The 16,139-nt window shown below is 62.5% G+C and carries 16 protein-coding genes; 13 read left to right on the top strand and 3 right to left on the bottom strand.

The genetic code is table 11. The features are described 5' to 3' along the window. Positions 1 to 70: 70 nt before the first annotated feature. Together IB278_RS31315 and IB278_RS31320 are read right to left on the bottom strand one after the other, a co-directional pair. A complete protein-coding gene (locus IB278_RS31315) occupies positions 71 to 1,459 on the bottom strand; it encodes an FAD-dependent oxidoreductase (RefSeq protein WP_192327948.1) in 1,389 nt (462 codons plus the stop codon). 16 nt (positions 1,460 to 1,475) lie between these two features. Beyond that, positions 1,476 to 2,450 (bottom strand): Bug family tripartite tricarboxylate transporter substrate binding protein, encoded by a 975-nt coding sequence (locus IB278_RS31320; RefSeq protein ID WP_192327950.1) that lies wholly within the window; start codon positions 2,448 to 2,450, stop codon positions 1,476 to 1,478. A 112-nt stretch (positions 2,451 to 2,562) separates the two neighbouring features. On the opposite strand from IB278_RS31320, the gene IB278_RS31325 reads away from it, so the two are divergent. Then, on the top strand, positions 2,563 to 3,447 hold the full coding sequence (locus tag IB278_RS31325) for a LysR family transcriptional regulator (RefSeq protein WP_192327952.1): 885 nt from the start codon (positions 2,563 to 2,565) through the stop codon (positions 3,445 to 3,447). A gap of 46 nt (positions 3,448 to 3,493) precedes the next feature. Here IB278_RS31325 and IB278_RS31330 read toward each other — a convergent pair whose 3' ends face one another. After that, positions 3,494 to 4,462, bottom strand: coding sequence for a LysR family transcriptional regulator (locus IB278_RS31330; RefSeq protein ID WP_192327954.1), 969 nt, complete (start codon positions 4,460 to 4,462; stop codon positions 3,494 to 3,496). Positions 4,463 to 4,543: 81 nt separating this feature from the next. Here IB278_RS31330 and IB278_RS31335 point away from each other — a divergent pair, with 81 nt between their 5' ends. From IB278_RS31335 to IB278_RS31390, 12 genes are all read left to right on the top strand, one after another. Next, positions 4,544 to 5,431: a VOC family protein gene (locus IB278_RS31335; protein ID WP_192327956.1), complete on the top strand. Its 888-nt coding sequence runs from the start codon at positions 4,544 to 4,546 to the stop codon at positions 5,429 to 5,431. Next, on the top strand, positions 5,428 to 6,111 hold the full coding sequence (locus IB278_RS31340) for a class II aldolase/adducin family protein (RefSeq protein ID WP_192327959.1): 684 nt from the start codon (positions 5,428 to 5,430) through the stop codon (positions 6,109 to 6,111). Before IB278_RS31335 ends, IB278_RS31340 begins: the two co-directional genes overlap by 4 nt. Positions 6,112 to 6,120: 9 nt before the next feature. Further along, positions 6,121 to 7,590: a 2-hydroxymuconic semialdehyde dehydrogenase gene (locus IB278_RS31345; RefSeq protein WP_192327961.1), complete on the top strand. Its 1,470-nt coding sequence runs from the start codon at positions 6,121 to 6,123 to the stop codon at positions 7,588 to 7,590. Then, positions 7,587 to 8,381, top strand: a complete 795-nt coding sequence (locus IB278_RS31350; protein ID WP_192327964.1) for a 2-keto-4-pentenoate hydratase — start codon at positions 7,587 to 7,589, stop codon at positions 8,379 to 8,381. Before IB278_RS31345 ends, IB278_RS31350 begins: the two co-directional genes overlap by 4 nt. Next, entirely contained in the window at positions 8,378 to 9,151 is a 774-nt protein-coding gene (locus IB278_RS31355) for a 2-keto-4-pentenoate hydratase (protein WP_192327967.1), read from the top strand. Before IB278_RS31350 ends, IB278_RS31355 begins: the two co-directional genes overlap by 4 nt. 7 nt (positions 9,152 to 9,158) lie before the next feature. After that, positions 9,159 to 9,365, top strand: coding sequence for a 2-hydroxymuconate tautomerase (locus IB278_RS31360; protein WP_192327970.1), 207 nt, complete (start codon positions 9,159 to 9,161; stop codon positions 9,363 to 9,365). Next, positions 9,358 to 10,311 carry an acetaldehyde dehydrogenase (acetylating) gene (locus tag IB278_RS31365; RefSeq protein ID WP_192327973.1) on the top strand — a complete coding sequence of 318 codons (954 nt, stop codon included), beginning with the start codon at positions 9,358 to 9,360 and terminating at the stop codon, positions 10,309 to 10,311. Before IB278_RS31360 ends, IB278_RS31365 begins: the two co-directional genes overlap by 8 nt. Positions 10,312 to 10,322: 11 nt before the next feature. Beyond that, entirely contained in the window at positions 10,323 to 11,390 is a 1,068-nt protein-coding gene (gene dmpG / locus IB278_RS31370) for a 4-hydroxy-2-oxovalerate aldolase (RefSeq protein WP_192327976.1), read from the top strand. A gap of 189 nt (positions 11,391 to 11,579) precedes the next feature. Then, entirely contained in the window at positions 11,580 to 12,635 is a 1,056-nt protein-coding gene (locus IB278_RS31375) for a Bug family tripartite tricarboxylate transporter substrate binding protein (protein ID WP_192327979.1), read from the top strand. A gap of 515 nt (positions 12,636 to 13,150) precedes the next feature. Next, the gene (locus tag IB278_RS31380) at positions 13,151 to 14,152 is read left to right on the top strand and encodes a Bug family tripartite tricarboxylate transporter substrate binding protein (RefSeq protein WP_192327982.1); all 1,002 of its coding nucleotides are present in this window, start codon (positions 13,151 to 13,153) and stop codon (positions 14,150 to 14,152) included. Positions 14,153 to 14,172: 20 nt separating this feature from the next. Next, positions 14,173 to 15,147 (top strand): Bug family tripartite tricarboxylate transporter substrate binding protein, encoded by a 975-nt coding sequence (locus IB278_RS31385; protein ID WP_192327985.1) that lies wholly within the window; start codon positions 14,173 to 14,175, stop codon positions 15,145 to 15,147. Positions 15,148 to 15,157: 10 nt separating this feature from the next. Next, positions 15,158 to 16,132, top strand: coding sequence for a Bug family tripartite tricarboxylate transporter substrate binding protein (locus tag IB278_RS31390; protein WP_225613289.1), 975 nt, complete (start codon positions 15,158 to 15,160; stop codon positions 16,130 to 16,132). Positions 16,133 to 16,139: the final 7 nt, after the last annotated feature.

Consider the following 16,139-nt stretch of genomic DNA (forward strand, 5'->3'; position numbering starts at 1 on the left):
TGCGAAGTGCCTCCGCCGGGCTGTCCGGAGCGACGCGGCGCTAACGCCGCTCACACTCACTTCCGCATTTCTATTGAGGGAGGTCGTCGGGCGATCCACGCCCAAGGAAGGCGCCTTGGCCCTCGATCGTACGTTGAAGCGCCTTGACGTCGATGTCATGAACCGAGACCCCGCCTGACACGGCGAGTGCGGCCGCTGTACCGGCAGCCTGGCCCATCGCGAAGCAGGCGCCCGTCACTCTGGCGGCCGACTGGCCGTCGTGGGTCATGGAGGCACAACGTCCGGCGACAAGAAGATTGTCCACCCCGCCGGCAGTCGAACGGTGGGGCAGCATCATGCGAAAGGGGAGCTGGTTGTAGCCACGCGATTCGGGAATCGGCGGCCACATCCACTTCACATCCCCTGCAACGTGCATCTCCAGGGGCCAACCATTGACGCCGATCGTGTCGTCGAAGTCCGCACAGCCGAGCACGTCGTCAGCGGTGAGCATGTATTCGCCGACAAGCCGCCGGGTTTCTCGAATTCCGATCTGGGGCGCAATATCCAAGGCGTAGGCATTCTTAAAGCCTGGCACCTTTGCGCGGAGGAACTTCAGATAGTCGACGATCTGCCGGCGACCCTCGAGCTCACCGTCGCTAAGCGCGATGACATCGGTGCCGTCGATGGCCTTGCCATCGGGCATCTTCAGTTGCGTGACGTTTGCGCGCCATTCGTACGGGTGTTTTTGCGGACGGACGATGGCTCCCTTGCGGGGAAATTTGAACTCGCCTGCCGCCTCCGCCTCGGCCATCAAGGACGGAATTCGGGTCCATGCTTCCCCGGCCCGTTGCGCATCGACGTTGCCGATCCGAAAAAGTAGCGTGGGATACAACAAGTGACCCTGATCGTCGCCCTTTTCCGTGGGAACGCCCGCCCAGTGCGCGATGTCGGCGTCGCCGGAGCAATCGATGAAGCACTTCCCGCGCACCGCGAGCCGCCCCGACTTGGTTTCCAGGATGACGGCGTCGATCCGGCCATCGGGTGCCTTCACGATCCCTGCCGCCAGGGCATGAAACATGATCTGGACCCCAGCAGCCGTAACCACCTCGTCCGCCGCGCACTTGAACGCGGACATGTCATACGCTTGAGCGAGGATCTTGCCGAAAATCAGATGCGGCTCGCTGAGTCCGTCCAGGTCACGCATCTTTTGAAGCACATCGTCCGCGAATCCATGAACCACCTGTTTGATGGTGCCAAAGACGTTCGCGTGCAGACCGCAGAAATTCGTGACACCCGCGGCGGTGCCCATACCGCCCATGAATCCGTATCGCTCAGTCAGCAGCACTGCGCATCCGTTGCGCGCAGCTGCCGTTGCTGCGGCCATGCCGGCGGGCCCACCACCAAGTACGACGACGTCGTACTCGCCCAATAGTGGGACCTTGCGGCCCGGTTCAGCAACGGAGTGGGATTGTGTGTTCATCTTCGTAAGCTCCCGATCAGTCGAGCGTAATGTTGTTCTTCTCGATCACCGGCTTCCAGCGGGCAACCTCATCATTCACCATGCTTCGAAACTCCGCGGGCGTGTTCGCCACCGGAGCCATGTACTGGAGGCGAAGCTTCTCTTGAATGGCGGGCTCGGCGAGGATCTGCACGAGTTCGGTGTGCAGGCGGGTCACGATGTCCGCCGGAGTCTTGGCCGGAGCCACGATGCCGATCCACGCATCGGCCTGAACTTCAGGCGCCCCCACTTCGGCGAGGGTCGGCAATTGCGGCAGGAACTGCGAGCGTTTCGACGAGGCGATCGCCAGGGCTTTCACCCGCCCAGACTTGACGAATGGCATGACCGTCGCAGCAGGGAGCACGCCCATGTCCACTTCGCCCGAGATGATCGCCGTGACGGCGGCTCCAGAGCCAGGATAGGGAACATGCACGAGATTTGCGGACGTCAGCGCACCGAGGGCTTGCATTGCGAGATGGGATGCCGAGCCGGCGCCAATGGACGCGAAACTGTATTTCCCAGGGCTCTTTTTCAGCTGCGCGAGCAGATCAGCGACGTTGTTCGCGGGAAACTTGGAAGACGTGACCAAGACCGCCGGCTGGGAAGCGGCGACCGTGATGAGCTCGATGTCGCGTGCCGGGTCATAGGGCATTTTCTTGTAGAGCAGCGCGTTCACTGCGAGGGTGCCGGCGATCCCGATTCCTATGGTCTGCCCATCCGGAGATGCCTTCGCCACCGCCGTGGTTCCAATATTGCCGGACGCTCCGGCCTTGTTGTCCACCACGACAGGTTGACCAAGGCGCGTACCGAGCCTCTCGCCAACGAGGCGGGCGACCAGGTCCGGGGTCGAGCCCGCCGCGAACGGGACAACGAGGTGGATAGGGCCCTTGGGGTACTGTTGCGCGTGGAGTGAGGCGGCCGCAAGGCCAAGGGACAAAGAAAGAAGCCACTTGAGTGTCAGGCGATGCTGCATGGGATGTCTCCGATAGTTGGCTCTGAAACTGGGCCAGTTGTCGCAACTTTAGGTTTCGACGATCATGACGTCCATGCAATAGCCACAATACCTTCAAGCAGGAAGCTAAATAATGGACATGCGTCTTCTTGCGGTGTTTGACGAGGTGTACAAGACACGCAGCGTGACCCGGGCGGCCGAGAACCTGAACATCCCGCAGACCTCGGTGAGCCTGGCCCTCGCGCGTATGCGACGCCAGTTCAACGATCCGCTCTTCGTGCGGACCGCAGAGGGGATGGTCCCCACGCCACATGCAAATGACCTGCTTGGGCCACTTCGCCAGGCCCTGGAACTGCTGCGGTTGGCGACCCGGCAGCAGGTCGTTTTCGACGCCGAAAGCTCGAGCCGGCATTTCAGACTTTGCATGACCGACGTCAGCCACTTGGAATTCCTTCCTCGGCTGATCCATCGCGTTGCCGAGGTTGCTCCCTCGATCCATATCGCGGTACTGCGGATAGCGCCGGAAACGCGGCGGTTGCTCGAGAACGGAGACGCCGATCTGGCCGTCGGGTTCATGCCGGAACTGGAGGCCGGCTTCTACCAGCAACGCCTCTTCGAGCAGGGTTTTGCGTGCGTGGTGCGCAAAGACCATCCCCGAGTGGCCAAGCGAATGACCCTGACACACTTCAAACGCGAGAAGCACGTCGCAATCACGGCGCCCGGGACCGGACACGACTTGCTCGTGCAGCAGTTGAAGCGCTTGGGGATCGAGAGACGGCTCGCCCTCTCGCTCCCCACGTTGCCGGGCCTGGGCAACCTGGTTGCACAGACCGATCTCATCGCCACGGTGCCGGAGCGCGTCGCCCAGATGTTGGTCAGCATCGCGGCAGTGAGGTTGCTGGCTCCGCCATTTGAACTGCCTACTTTTGCCATCAAGCAGCACTGGCATGAGCGCTTCCATCTCGACCCGGCGAATCAATGGCTCCGATCGATGATTGCCGAAATGTTCCTCGAATAAACGAAGGATGGCCAGCTTCGGGCCGAAGCGTGTTTCGCTTGGGGTGCTACGCGTGAGCGTCCGCGGCAACCGTTTGCGAATCGAAGAGGGCGATCAGCACCCCCCGAAGCCATTCGCTGCCCGGGTCGCGGTGAAATCGCTGGTGCCACGTCAAGGTGACATCGAAGCCGGGAAACAGCACTGGGGGTTCGAGGAGTTGCAGGTCCATGTGCGTTGCAACCATTGCTCCGAGGTTGCTCGGAACGGGGCCGATCAAGTCTGTAGACGCCACGATCGGCCCTACGCAAAGGAAGCTGTGAACCCTCAAGGCTACGCGCGCTTTGACGCGGGGGCCCGACAACACCTTCTCTACCGAAGTGGCGTGCTGCATGCCCTCGGGACCTGCGATAACGTGGCGCAGCTCTCTGAGCTGCTCGCGACGTAGTTTTCCGTGGATGCCGGGGTGGCTTTTGCGAGCGACATAGACGAAGCGTTCATGAAACAAGCGGCGCTGGTGCATCTGCTTCCCTAGGTCACTCAGGTAGCCCACCGCGAGGTCGATCTGACCGGAGGCAAGCCCATCGTGAAGCTCGCCCAGGCTCGGAGAGACTGCGTCCACGACCACCCGGGGTGCGGCCTTTGCCAGATGCGACATCAGGCGGGGAAGGAAGAGCCGCTCGCCGATATCGCTCATGGCCACCCGGAAAGTTCGTGCCTCGACGTCCGGCCTGAACGTTGGTCGTTGCACGGTGGAGCGCAGGATCTCCAATGCAGAGGCCACAGGTGTCACCAGGGTATCAGCGAAAGGAGTCGGAACAACGCCGCGTTGCTGCCGCACGAACAACGCATCGCCATACATCTCCTTCAGGCGGGAAATGCCCCGACTCACGGCAGGCAGCGTCAGGCCGAGCTGGGAACCAGCCGCCGTGAGGTTGCGCGTGCGGTAGACCGTCTCGAAGAGCTCCAGGAGGTTGAGATCCAACTGCCGCGAGAGCAGGCGCGAGGGATGTCGCGGCTTGATATCGGATTGAGGCATATGACGAATTCTGTTCTTTCATTTCGGGAATGTCACGGACTCTTCTACATTGACCGCACCTGAAGCCGAAGGAGACAACCAGTGATCAACCTGCTCGACATCCGATACGTGCGCCTCGGGACGCGCCAACATGTCGAAACCGATCGATTTGCGCGCGAGGTGCTCGGCCTGGAGTTGGCGCGGGTGGAGGCCGGCTCCTCCTATTTCCGCAGCGACAGCCGTGATCACACGCTCGTGTATTTCGAAGGTGATCCTGCCGACCATACGGTTGGGTTCGAGATCAGGACCTCTGAAGAACTCGACGCCGCCGGTGCCGAGCTCAGCAACTCGGGCATCGAGGTGCGCGCGGGTTCAGCAGAAGAGTGCGAACAGCGCCATGTGAACGGCTTCATCCATTTCAGGGACCCGACTGGAAACAAGATCGACCTCGTGCTGGGTCCGCACCACAGCGGCCGTCGCTACTTCCCTGAACGCGACGCAGGCGTCACCGGGTTCAGTCATGTGGGCCTTTGCACGACCGATGCGAAACGAGACGAGCATTTCTGGACCCAGGTGCTCGGCGCGCGTGTGAGTGACCGAATTGGCGACGCGCCGCTGCTTCGCATCGACGACGTTCATCACAAAGTGGCGCTGTTTCCGACGAACCGCTCCGGCGTCCAGCATGTCAACCATCAAGTGGAGTCTGTGGACGACATCATGCGTGCCTGGTACATGCTGAAGGAGCGAGGCGTTCCGATCGCTTTCGGGCCGGGCCGCCATCCGACGTCAGGCGCAAGGTTCCTGTACTTCCGCGGACCGGACGACATGATCTATGAGTTCTCCACCGGCGTACGGACCTTTACTGCCGAGGAGGAGGCGACCTACCAGCCTCGTCAATTCCCCCGCGTCAACGAATCGTTCTGCATGTGGGGCTCCGTGCCGGACATCGCCGAGTTCCGCCAATCCGCTGACGAGGAAACGCAGCCATGAACGCGGCGGAGTCTGTCCAGAAGCAGTTGCGCATCGCGGCCCGCGCCCTCGGCCGCCACGGGTTGGCTCACGCGTACGGCCATTGCAGCGTGCGCCTCGACGAGAAGCATTTCCTCGTCTGCGCGGCGCGTCCGATGGCGTTGATTGCCGCTGGCGAGGCAGGACGTGTGGTTCCGGTGAATGGTCCGCTACCGGACGGTGTTTTGGGCGAGGTTCGCATCCATCAGCAGATCTACCAGCGCCATCCGCAGACGATGGCTGTTGCGCGAACCATGCCTCCCGCGCTCATGACCCTGGGAACGGCGCGCCGGACGCCTCAGCCCCGTCACGGCATGGGTTCGTACTTTGGTGCCGGGGCGGCCCTTTGGGACGACCCTCAGTTGATCCGTGACGACGAACGTGCCTCGGCCGTCATCGACGCGCTGGGTAACGGCAATGCCGTCGTGATGCGCGGCAACGGGGTTGTGGTGGCGGCCGATTCCCTGGTTAAGGTGGTTGTGCTGACCTGGTACCTCGAAGACGCTGCACGCCTCGAACTCGCCGTCCTTGCGGCCGGTCTGCAGGAGGCATCAGTGGTCCTGAGCCAGTCGGAACGCGAGCGTCGGGCCACGGACTCCGGGGGCATATACGAGCGGATGTGGGACTACCTCACAGCCGGCGATTCCGAACTTCAATCCTAGGAGACAGAGGTGATCCGTAATTTCATCAATGGTGAGTACCGAGAAGGTCGCACGGGTCGGACCTTCGACGACACCAACCCAGTCGATGGCTCGCTGATCGACAACGTGAGCGAAGCCGCTCGCGAGGACGTGGACGACGCGGTCCGCGCCGCGCGGGAGGCGCTCTCGGGCCCGTGGGGCTCGCTCAAGCTCGCCCAGCGGTGTGACCTGCTGTACGCGGTGGCTGCAGAGATCGATCGTCGTGCGGAAGATTTCATCGCCGCTGAAATCGCTGACACAGGCAAGCCGCGCTCCCTCGCTTCGCATCTGGACATTCCGCGCGGAGCAGCAAACTTTCGCGTTTTTGCCGACGTCGTTCGGAATGTTCCAACAGAGTCCTTTGCAAGCCATGCTCCGGACGGGAAGCCAGCTCTGAACTACGCCTCAAGGCGTCCCAAGGGCGTGGTCGCCGTGGTCTGCCCCTGGAATCTGCCGCTTTTGCTGATGACTTGGAAAGTGGGTCCGGCGCTCGCTTGCGGGAACACGGTTGTGGTCAAGCCATCCGAGGAGACGCCAGCAACGGCAGCCCTCCTGGGCGAGGTCATGAATGCCGTTGGCATTCCCAAAGGCGTCTACAACGTGGTCCATGGCTTCGGACCGGACTCGGCCGGCGAATTTCTGACGACCCATCCAGGCATCGATGCGATCACTTTCACCGGCGAGACCCGCACAGGAGCGGCGATCATCCGCGCGTCTGCGGCCGGCATCAAGCCGGTTTCCATGGAACTGGGGGGCAAGAATGCGGCCGTCGTTTTCGACGATGCAGACCTCGACGTGACCATTGCGGGACTTGCCCGTTCGGTGTTTGAGAACACGGGCCAAGTCTGCCTCGGAACCGAACGCGTGTACGTGCAGCGCTCCGTGTTCGACGCCGTAGTGCAGAAGCTGGCCGATGCCGCTGCGCGTCTCAAGCCAGGCCACGCCAATGATCCGGATGCAAATTTTGGTCCGCTGATATCGGCCGAGCATCAGAAGAAGGTGCTCGACTACTACGCCTTGGCAAAGACAGATGGAGCGAAAGTCATTACTGGTGGTGGGATACCCGAGCTTTCCAGTTCAATGAAGGGCGGCTCATGGATCGAGCCAACCATATGGACAGGCCTTGCCCACGGTTCGCGTGTTGCGAGCGAGGAGATCTTCGGACCTTGCTGCGTCGTGATTCCCTTCGACACCGAGAAGGAGGCGCTTCATATGGCCAATGACACGCCGTACGGGCTCGCGGCATCTGTCTACACCCGAGACATCGATCGCGCACACCGATTCGCCGGCGCCTTGAAGGTTGGGGTGGTGTGGGTGAATACGTGGTTCCTGCGCGATCTGCGCACCGCATTCGGCGGCTCTGGCGCATCGGGCATTGGACGCGAGGGCGGAGTTCACTCGCTCGAGTTCTACACCGAGCTGTCGAACATCTGCATCAAGCTCAACGGAGAGGCTCAATGAACCTGCATGACGTAAACGCCGCAGCGGAGCTGCTGTGGGCTGCCGCTGAAAGCGGCAACGCAATCGCGCCTCTGCGCGAAACCTACCCTGGATTCGGGCCCCAAGAAGCCTACGCGGTTCAGGAAGTCAATACGCAGCGTCGGCTGAGTGCCGGCGGCCGCCTGGTGGGCAGAAAGATCGGGCTCACCGCGAAAGCTGTGCAGAAGCAACTCGGCGTAGACCAACCCGACTACGGAATGCTGTTCGCAGACATGGCGGTTGCGGACGGGGAACCGGTGCGTTGGGCCGCTCTCCAGCAGCCAAAGGTCGAGGCCGAAGTCGCCTTGGTAATGGAACACGATCTGTCCGAGCCAGGTGTCACCGTGGCGCAGATGCTGCGGGCAGTGGCGTTCGCGCTGCCAGCGATTGAGATAGTTGGCAGTCGGATCGCCGACTGGAACATCCGCTTCGTCGACACCGTTGCGGACAACGCCTCGAGCAGTGCGTTCGTGCTTGGGAATACGCCGGTACGCCTGGACGGTCTCGACCTCCGCCTCGCCGGCATGGTGATGGAGCGCTCCGGGGAGCAGGTCTCGCTCGGCGCAGGAGCGGCATGCCTTGGCCATCCGTTGAACGCCGCCGTCTGGCTCGCCAACAAGATGGCGGAGCTGGGGCGGGGCTTGAAGGCTGGGGATGTCGTGCTGACCGGCGCTTTGGGACCGATGGCTTCGGTGCGCCCTGGCGATGTTTTTGAGGCTCGGATCCAGGGCCTCGGTTCCGTTCGCGCCGTATTCGAGGAGCAACAGCAATGAGCGAGCAAAGCATCACATCTTTGGCGCAACGGGTCGATGACGCCGCGCGCTACGCCAAGCCGATCGCCCAATTTGGTGGGGAGGAAGAGCTAAGCGTCGAAGAGGCATATGAAATTCAGCGCCTTTCTATCGCCCACCGCCTCGCACGCGGGGAACGCCGAACGGGCATGAAGATGGGCTTCACCAGCCGCGCAAAGATGGTCCAGATGGGCGTGCACGACATGATCTGGGGCCGCCTCACCGACGCGATGGCCGAAGAAGATGGCGGACAAGTCGCTCTCGGTCGCTTCGTACATCCGCGCGTCGAGCCCGAACTGGCATTCCTGCTCGGCAAACCTCTGCCGGCTGGTGCCAGCCTCGCGCAGGCACTGGACGCGGTGGTGGCCATCGCCCCGGCGCTCGAGATCATTGACTCGCGCTTTGAAGCCTTTCGCTTTTCGCTTGAGGACGTGGTTGCCGACAACGCTTCGTCCTCAGGCTACGTGATCGGCCCCTGGCAGGACCCGCGTCAGGACTTCAGCAATCTCGGCCTCGTGCTATCGATCAATGGAATCCCCCGCCAGGTCGGAAGCACTGCTGGGATCCTGGGCAACCCACTGCGCTCACTTGTCGCGGCTGCGCGCCTGAGTGCGCAGGCGGGTGAGCCGTTGCAAGAAGGCTGGCTTGTCATGGCGGGAGGTGCAACCGCGGCGGAGGCGCTGGCTCCGGGGCAACACGTTGCGCTCGAGATGCAGGGTCTCGGACGCGTTGAGATCAACACGACAGAGTGAGAAGAGCATGCCACTGATACAAGTCACCCTCATCGAAGGGCGAAGCGCCGAGGCCAAGTCGGCGCTCATTCGCGGCCTTACCGACGCGGCGGTCGACGCCACAGCGGCGCCGCGCGATTCCATCCGCGTCATCTTGCAGGAAGTGCCCGCGGCTCACTGGGGCGTTGGCGGCGTTCCCAAAGGCGCTTCCGTCAAGGAGGCAGGGCATGGGTAATGGAAAACTGAAGGCCGCCATCATCGGCAGCGGGAACATCGGCACGGACTTGATGATCAAGATCCTGCGCCACGGGTGGCATATCGAGATGGGTGCGATGGTCGGCATCGATGCCGCTTCCGATGGATTGGCACGCGCCACGCGAATGGGCGTGGCGACGACCCACGGGGGCGTCGAAGGTCTTTCCCGGCTACCCGTTTTTGCCGACATCGACATCGTGTTCGATGCGACGTCCGCGGGTGCCCACGTTCGAAACGATGCTTTTCTTCGGGAGCTCAAGGCCGGGATCCGGCTGGTAGATCTCACGCCTGCGGCGATCGGCCCGTACTGCATCCCTGTAGTCAACGGCCAGGCTCACCTCGATGCGCTGAACGTGAACATGGTCACCTGCGGCGGACAGGCCACCATCCCAATGGTGGCGGCCGTGTCGCGAGTCGCGAAGGTTCACTACGGAGAGATCGTCGCGAGTATCTCGAGCAAGAGCGCTGGCCCCGGCACTCGAGCCAACATCGACGAGTTCACAGAGACCACATCGAAAGCCATCGAGGTGGTCGGTGGTGCAGCCAAAGGCAAGGCGATCATCGTTCTGAACCCTGCCGAACCGCCTCTGATGATGCGCGATACGGTCTATACGCTCAGCGAGTTCGTCGATGAGGACCGAATTGCCGAATCGGTCGCGAAAATGGCTGCTGATGTTCAGGCGTATGTTCCAGGTTATCGCCTCAAGCAGAGCGTGCAGTTCGACCGCATCGAGGCGACCAGTCCGATCCGAATCCCGGGAGTGGGCGCGCAGATGCACGGACTGAAGACCTCCATCTTCCTGGAGGTCGAAGGCGCCGCCCACTACCTGCCGTCATACGCGGGCAATCTCGACATCATGACCAGCGCTGCATTGCGCACTGCCGAATCCATGGCCGAGCGCATGCTCGCCGCCGTGGCCGATTGAAGGAGATCGCTATGACGCATGACCTGAGCAAGAAAATCTATATCTCGGACGTAACGCTGCGGGACGGCAGCCACGCCATCCGCCATCAATACAGCATCGCACAGGCCAAGCAGATTGCCGCGGCTCTCGACGAGGCCAAGGTGGATTCCATTGAGGTCGCTCACGGCGACGGCCTGCAAGGCGGGAGTTTCAACTACGGATTTGGCGCACACTTGGATGTCGAGTGGATCGAGGCGGTTGCAAGCGTGGTCAAGCACGCGAAGATTGCGACCCTGCTGTTGCCTGGCATCGGCACGGTCCACGATCTCAAGGCCGCTCATGAAGCGGGAGCGCGCATCGTGCGCGTGGCCACGCACTGCACCGAGGCCGACGTGTCGAGGCAGCATATCGAGTACGCCGGCCATCTGGGCATGGAAGCGGTGGGCTTCCTGATGATGAGTCACATGACCACGCCGCAGGCGCTGGCGGAGCAAGCCAAGTTGATGGAGAGCTATGGAGCGACTTGTTGCTACGTGGTGGACTCGGGCGGCGCGCTGAGCATGAATGACGTGCGCGACCGTTTCCGCGCGTTCAAGGACGTGCTGAAGCCGGAGACCTTGACCGGTATGCACGCGCACCACAATCTGAGCCTCGGCGTGGCCAACAGCATCGTCGCGGTGGAAGAAGGCTGCGACCGCGTGGACGCGAGCCTGGCAGGAATGGGCGCCGGCGCGGGCAATGCTCCGCTGGAGGTGTTCATCGCCGCGGCTGCTCGCCTCGGCTGGAGCCATGGCACCGACTTGTACAAGCTGATGGATGCGGCCGACGACATTGTGCGTCCTCTTCAGGACCGGCCCGTGCGAGTGGACCGCGAGACGTTGGCGCTGGGCTACGCGGGCGTGTACTCGAGCTTCTTGCGGCACTCGGAAGTGGCTGCAAGAAAGTACGGCCTCAAGACGGTGGACATCCTGGTCGAACTTGGCAAGCGGCGCATGGTCGGGGGTCAGGAAGACATGATCGTCGACGTGGCGCTTGACTTGCTCAAGGCTGCCGAGCACGACCGTATCCATCCGCTGCCGAGCATGAGCGAAGCAGCTTGAGGTAGCCGGTCTACCTCTGCATCGCTCAGAGAGATTGCGAGGTCGATCGCGCCAGCCGACCAGCCCGTCGCCCCGTCATATGCGAGACAGACATGACAGAAATCCAAGATGCTGATTTCACAGATGTCATGAGGCTCCCTAGAGTAGCCGGCGCAGCAAGAAGACTGCAGGACGAACAGGAGACGAACGATGACGATAACGACCCGCGCAAATCTGAGCACGCTTGCTCCCGCAAGCGGTCCATCGCATGCAAGCTGGGAAAATGTGAGATGTCGTCGGTGGCTGCTCGCGCCCGCGCTTTTCCTGCTTGCATTGACGGCGGCTGCTCAGGTTCCAACCGCGGCCACAAAGTGGCCCGCACAACCAGTGCGATTTGTCGTTCCGTTCCCCGCAGGATCCGCCCCCGACGTTCTTATCCGCTTCGTTGGGGTCAAGCTGAGCAACAAGTGGGGGCAGGCAGTTGTGATCGACAACAAGCCTGGCGGAAGTGGCGTCATCGGCATGAATACGATCTTGAGCGGCCCGTCTGATGGCTCGACCTTCGGGTTCGTTCAGGGATCCGCCATCTCTGTCGCGCCGAGCACCATCAAGGGCGTGTCTTACGATTTCGACCGTGATTTTGTGCCGGTGACGTTGGCGGCGGTGGCTCCCTTCGTGCTCGCGGTGCCTGCCGATTCGCCGTACAAAACCCTCGGCGAATTTGTCGCTGCAGCAAAGGCCCGGCCTCAGGGCATGGAGGTCGCGGACAACGGGCGCGGCACGGCGCCGCATCTCGCATCGGCGCTCCTTGGTCTTCAGTCTGGAACTCAGTTTCTCGAGGTCCACTACCCGGGCGGCGCGCAGGCCATGCAGGCAACGCTGGGCGGCCAGACCAAGATGATGGTGGAAACCTATAACGTGGTTGCAGGAAACGTTCAGGGTGGGAGGCTTCGAGTTTTGGCGTCAATGAGTGACCGTGTCGAACCGGGCCTTGATCAATTCCCCCTCGCCAAGGACACTGTTTCGGGAGCGGTGGCGTTTGGTTGGTTCGCGGTGATTGCGAAGAAGGGCATCGATGCCTCCATTCTGGCCAGACTCAACAGGGATATGGGCGAGGCTTTGCTTCTGCCCGATGTGATAGCCAAGTCGCGCGAGCTGGGCACCTATCCGCGTCCTGGCACCCCCGAGCAGCTTGCGAGATACATCGAAGCTGATCGCAAGACTTGGCAAGGCGTGCTCGACAAGCTGAATATCAAGCCGGAATAGCAGGCGGCACGCGCCCGCACTGAGTGCATTGCCTCGCCAACTTGCGCGGAGGGGCGATGCAGGCCCACGCAAGCAAAAGGGAAAAGCGGCCAACCCAAGTTCTAGCTTGATGTAGGGCTGGCGAGTGCGCTTGAGAAGCCATTCGGCCGGTTCTTAAGGGGGCTATCTAGTTTCCTGCTAGGAGCTATTAAAGGCTTGAAATAGGCATCGGGCGTTGGTCGCGTCGATGCCGTGTGGCCAGGGCTCCGGCGCGGGTCATATTGAGATGACGGGAGGAATCCTGGCATCAATGCCCTCTCACGAGATCACGCAGTCGCGCAAGCCGGGTCCGTTTGTTCACTTGTCCCCGGTCGCCGGATCTACGCCGAGTCTTGGCTGGTTGCTGATTGTCCGTCTGACGGACTGCGTAGTCAAAATTTGACGAGTATCAGATCGTGTCCGTAAAATGGACTATCAATCCGGCATGCGGACTTGATTGACTACGTCGCCCTCGACGACCCAACGGAGACAAGACAATGCACAAGCCATCGGCACGCCCGCGCAGGGCAGCCTTGCGCGCTCTCGGCGCCGCGCTCGCGACGACCTTCATCTCGTTCGCCCCTCAGCTCGCTTCGGCCCAGGCCTATCCGGACAAGGCCGTCAAGATCGTCGTCGGCTTCTCGCCCGGCGGCACCAACGACATCCTGGCCCGCCTGCTTGCGGCCAAGTTGCAGGACAAGCTGAAGCAGACCTTTATCGTGGAGAACAAGCCCGGCGCGAACTCCGCCATCGGCAACGACTTCGTCGCCAAGGCACAGCCTGACGGCTACACGCTGCTCGTGTCTTCCAGCGGTGGATTGACGACCAATCCGATCCTGATGAAGAACCTGCCGTACGACCCGGTCAAGGACTTCGAGCCGATCGCGCTGCTCGGGACCTTTCCACTCGTCGTGACCGTGCCTGCTTCCTTGCCCGTGAAGAACTTTGCCGAACTCGTGCAGTTCTCCAAGACCACGAAGGACGGCAAGCTGGACAACGGGACGCCGACCACCTCGTTCGTGCTGGTGGCAGAGACCATCTCGACCACCGCGGGCGTGAAGTTCAACCACATCCTTTACAAGGGGTCCGGCCTCGTCGTGACCGGCCTGCTTGGCGGCGAGATTCAGTCGGGTGTACTGGACAGCCCCGCGGTGATCCAGCAGGTCAAGGGCGGCAAGCTCAAGGCCCTCGCGGTCACGACCGCCAAGCGCTCGGCCGCATTGCCGGACGTGCCCACCATCGCCGAGCTGGGCTATCCGGGCTACGACGCCCCGATCTGGACGGCCCTGATGGCGCCCAAGGGCACGTCGGCCCCGGTGCTCGCCAAGCTCCGTGCGGCGGCGGGTGAGGTCCTCAAGGAAAAGGACATGGTCGAGAAGATGCATGCGCTTGGCATGGAACCAGGCGACAACGACGCCGCGGCCTTGTCCAAGCGCATCGCGAGTGACATCGCGCGTTGGACCAAGGTCGCCAAGGCCGCCAACCTTCAGCCCGAATAAAGAGCCAAAGGAGACAAATCGTGATCGCTGCAATCTGGCGGCTGGCCGCCCCCTTCGCGCTTCTTTCGATGATCGCTGGGACGGCGGGAGCCCAGTCCTTTCCGGCCAAGCCCATCACCTTGATCGTGCCCTTCGCACCCGGTGCTTCCGCCGACGCCATTGCGCGCATTGTCGGCAAGGAAATGTCGCAACAACTCGGCCAGCCGGTCGTCGTGGACAACAAGCCGGGGGCTGGCGGAGCCCTGGGCCTGATGGCGGTGACGCGCGCGCCGGCGGACGGCTACACCATCGGCCTGGGGGCCACGGGCGCGATTGCCGTGAATCCGCATCTCCCCGATGCGCCGCCGCTGAACCCGAAGCGCGACCTGTACCCCATCGGAAAGCTGGCAGATATTCCGCTGGTTGTCGCGGCCTCCGCCTCGGCGGGCTATGGCAACCTGCAAGCCCTCCTGGCCGACGCCAAGGCAAATCCCGGAAGGATCTCCTATGCGACCCCAGGCCAATACACGTCGCAGCACCTGTCGGGAGAACTGTTGGCGAAGATGGGGAACGTCTCGCTCTCCGCGGTGCCGTATCGCGGGAGCGGCCCGGCCGTGACCGATCTGCTCGGAGGCGTGGTGCCGGTGGCAGTCGTCGACCTCACGTCTGCCTACCCGCACATCAAGGCAGGAAAGCTCGTGGCTCTGGGAGTCACCAGCGCCACGCGTAGCAAGGTTGCGCCGGAGCTTCCTACGATCGCCGAAGGGGGCGTAAAGGGGTACGCGGCACCGGCCTGGATGGGGCTGTTCGCCAGTGCCAAGACGCCCGCCGACGTGCGCACCAAGCTCTCCGAAGCGCTGCAGAAGGCGCTCGCGAGCCCGGACGTTCAGCAACAGATCACGAACTTGGCTGCGGAGCCGGCTTACATGGACTCGCAGGCCTTCAGCCAGTTCATCGCAGGTGAGTCCAAGAAATGGGCCGACCTGATCTCGCGCATGCCGCCTCCGGCGAAGTAGGACTGAATTCATGATGCACAGGATGATTGCAGCGGGGCTCGCCGCAGCGGGCCTCATGCTGGCCGGAGCACCGACTACCGCTCAGGAATGGGCGCCCACGAAACCCATCAAGATCGTGGTGCCCATCGTGGGAAGCACGAATGACGCATTGGCCCGGCTGATCGCGCCGAAGCTCCAGGAGGCACTGGGCCAGCCGGTCATTGTGGAGAACAGGCCAGGCGCGGGCGGAAACATCGGCGCCGACTTCGTGGCCAAGTCGCCTCCCGACGGACACACCTTGCTTGTTGGCTACAACGGCCCGCTGGCGATCAACCCGTCGCTGTTTGCCAAGATGCCCTACGACCCGCAAAGGGACCTGGCGCCCATCACTCTTGCGGTGAAGACTCCGCAGTACCTGGTGGCGGGGCCCGCAGCGGATTTCTCGACCGCCAAGGAATTCATCGCCAAGGCGAAGGTCAGTCCCGGCAAGTATTCGTACGCGTCGGTTGCCATGGGAAGCGCCTCGCACCTGACGATGGAGATGCTCAAAGCCGCCGCCGGCATCGGTGTCACGCATGTCCCCTACAAAGGAGCCACGCCTGCGGTGACGGATCTGCTCGCCGGCAATGTGCAGGTGGCCTTCATGGTGCCCGGCAACGTCCAGCAGTTCGTGGCGCAGGGGCGACTGAAACTGCTGGCGACCACAGGGGAGAAGCGGTTCCGGAGTTCTCCGAATGTCCCGACGCTCATCGAACTTGGTTACCGGGACCTCGAGGCCACCGGCTGGGTCGGCCTGCTCGTTCCGGCCGGAACGCCCAAGCCGATCATCGAGCGCTATCACCGCGAGCTCGTCAAGATCCTGAACTCACCGGACATGACGGGGCGGCTTCACGACATGGAGTTCGAGGTGGTCGCAAGCACTCCGGATCAGTTCGCGTCGTGGATCGCATCCGAGTCCCGGAAATGGGGCGCGGTCGTCAAGTCCACCGGGGCCAAGGTCGAGTAGGTCGACC

The organism is Variovorax sp. VRV01, assembly GCF_014852545.1.
GTDB classification, from domain to species: Bacteria; Pseudomonadota; Gammaproteobacteria; order Burkholderiales; family Burkholderiaceae_C; genus Variovorax; species Variovorax beijingensis_A.

What these genes read in the sequence shown, in the direction of transcription:
- IB278_RS31315 (WP_192327948.1), bottom strand. Translation starts at nt 1,459, where the DNA reads ATGAACACACAATCCCACTCCGTTGCTGAACCGGGCCGCAAGGTCCCA.
- IB278_RS31320 (WP_192327950.1), bottom strand. Translation starts at nt 2,450, where the DNA reads ATGCAGCATCGCCTGACACTCAAGTGGCTTCTTTCTTTGTCCCTTGGC.
- IB278_RS31325 (WP_192327952.1), top strand. Translation starts at nt 2,563, where the DNA reads ATGGACATGCGTCTTCTTGCGGTGTTTGACGAGGTGTACAAGACACGC.
- IB278_RS31330 (WP_192327954.1), bottom strand. Translation starts at nt 4,462, where the DNA reads ATGCCTCAATCCGATATCAAGCCGCGACATCCCTCGCGCCTGCTCTCG.
- IB278_RS31340 (WP_192327959.1), top strand. Translation starts at nt 5,428, where the DNA reads ATGAACGCGGCGGAGTCTGTCCAGAAGCAGTTGCGCATCGCGGCCCGC.
- IB278_RS31350 (WP_192327964.1), top strand. Translation starts at nt 7,587, where the DNA reads ATGAACCTGCATGACGTAAACGCCGCAGCGGAGCTGCTGTGGGCTGCC.
- IB278_RS31355 (WP_192327967.1), top strand. Translation starts at nt 8,378, where the DNA reads ATGAGCGAGCAAAGCATCACATCTTTGGCGCAACGGGTCGATGACGCC.
- IB278_RS31360 (WP_192327970.1), top strand. Translation starts at nt 9,159, where the DNA reads ATGCCACTGATACAAGTCACCCTCATCGAAGGGCGAAGCGCCGAGGCC.
- IB278_RS31365 (WP_192327973.1), top strand. Translation starts at nt 9,358, where the DNA reads ATGGGTAATGGAAAACTGAAGGCCGCCATCATCGGCAGCGGGAACATC.
- dmpG (WP_192327976.1), top strand. Translation starts at nt 10,323, where the DNA reads ATGACGCATGACCTGAGCAAGAAAATCTATATCTCGGACGTAACGCTG.
- IB278_RS31375 (WP_192327979.1), top strand. Translation starts at nt 11,580, where the DNA reads ATGACGATAACGACCCGCGCAAATCTGAGCACGCTTGCTCCCGCAAGC.
- IB278_RS31380 (WP_192327982.1), top strand. Translation starts at nt 13,151, where the DNA reads ATGCACAAGCCATCGGCACGCCCGCGCAGGGCAGCCTTGCGCGCTCTC.
- IB278_RS31390 (WP_225613289.1), top strand. Translation starts at nt 15,158, where the DNA reads ATGATGCACAGGATGATTGCAGCGGGGCTCGCCGCAGCGGGCCTCATG.